Origin of the sequence: Specibacter sp. AOP5-B1-6 (genome assembly GCF_052376555.1) — a bacterium.
GTDB lineage: Bacteria > Actinomycetota > Actinomycetes > Actinomycetales > Micrococcaceae > Specibacter.
The window spans coordinates 1-1,308 of record NZ_JBQSVT010000108.1; the positions used below are offsets into that span (position 1 = coordinate 1).

Here is a 1,308-nt window from a genome sequence, read left to right on the forward strand (position 1 = left end):
TGAGCTGGTCAAGTTTTTGAGACAGTTTGTTTGATTTTCCTTTAGTGTTTCAGGCGGCAAGTACAGGAACTTGGGCTGCCCGATAGTGCTCAAGCTTGGTCAGCGGGCTGACCCCGCCGTTGTTCGTGTGGGGCCTGCGCCGGTTGTACCAAATCTCGATGTACTCCATGACAGCGGTGCGGGCCGCGATGCGGTGGGTGAACGCCCTGTGGTGATACATCTCGTTCTTCAACGTGGAAAAGGCAGACTCGGCGACGGCATTATCCCAACACACTCCGGTTTTCCCCATCGATTGCCGCACCCCTGCAGCCGCGCACCAGGCTTGGAAAGCGGTCGAGGTGTACTGGCTTCCACGATCACTGTGGAACACCGTGCGGGGACGGATGAAGCCGCGGGTTTTGGCCATTTCCATGGCATCGATGATCAGCTGCGTGTGCATACTTTCCGCCATCGACCAGCCCACGATCATGCGCGTGTGCAGGTCGATAACGGTCGCCAAATACAGCCAGCCCTCGCCGGTGCGCAGGTAGGTGATGTCGCCCACCAGTTTCACTCCCGGGGCGTGGGACCTGAAGTCCCGACGCCCGCCCTTGTCCAGCATGTGGTTCTTGATATGAGCAGTCCGCGCCTCGGCATCCCTGGTCGTGGTCGTCTTAAACGCCGCCATCCGCTTGGCACTGATACCCAGCTCATCCATCAGCGACAGCACGGTCGCCTTGGCCACCTCGTGGCCATGGTCGTTGCGCAGCAGGTCAACGAGCTGCCCGGCGCCTGGAACGCCCTTGGCGTCGGTGAAGGCGGTATCCACGAGGTCCTTTCGTTTAGCCCGCAGGGCGGCCGACGGGGTAGGTTCCGCCGGCGGGTTCAGCCACCGGTAAAACGAGGCCCGGGGCACCGAGAGCCGCTGGCACATCCAGTCCACCGGGAACTGCTCCCGGTGTGCCTCGATGAAGCTAAAGACGGCGCCTACTTCTTGCGTTCTGCCGCGAAGTAGGCGCTGACAGCTTTTAAAAATTCGTTCTCCCGTTTCACCTCAGCCATCTCCCGCTGGAGCTTCTCAAAGCGAGCCCACTCCACAGGTCCTCGCTCCTCCGCTTCGGACTCTGGATGCTCGGCCTTGTGGGCACGGACCCAGTTGCCCAACGTCCCCTCGTTCAGGCCCAGCGATGCCGCGACCTCAACCAATGACTTCCCTGACGACAGGGCTAACTCCACGGACTCCGCACGGAACTCCGTGGTGAACTTCTGACGCTTGGACATGCACTCATTCTCCTACTAATGCGTGTCTCAATTCAGTATGACCCCTCA

1 protein-coding gene is annotated in these 1,308 nt (G+C 60.5%); it reads right to left on the reverse strand.

Annotated features, from left to right (window positions below; translation table 11 throughout):
* Nucleotides 1-49: 49 nt before the first annotated feature.
* Nucleotides 50-1,260 (reverse strand): IS3 family transposase gene (locus ACT3TS_RS19660; protein ID WP_444533215.1). Its coding sequence is split into 2 segments (ribosomal slippage): nt 50-1,005 and nt 1,005-1,260, totalling 1,212 coding nucleotides; the frame shifts between segments, so codons are not numbered across the junction.
* Between the last annotated feature and the right edge of the window lie 48 nt (nt 1,261-1,308).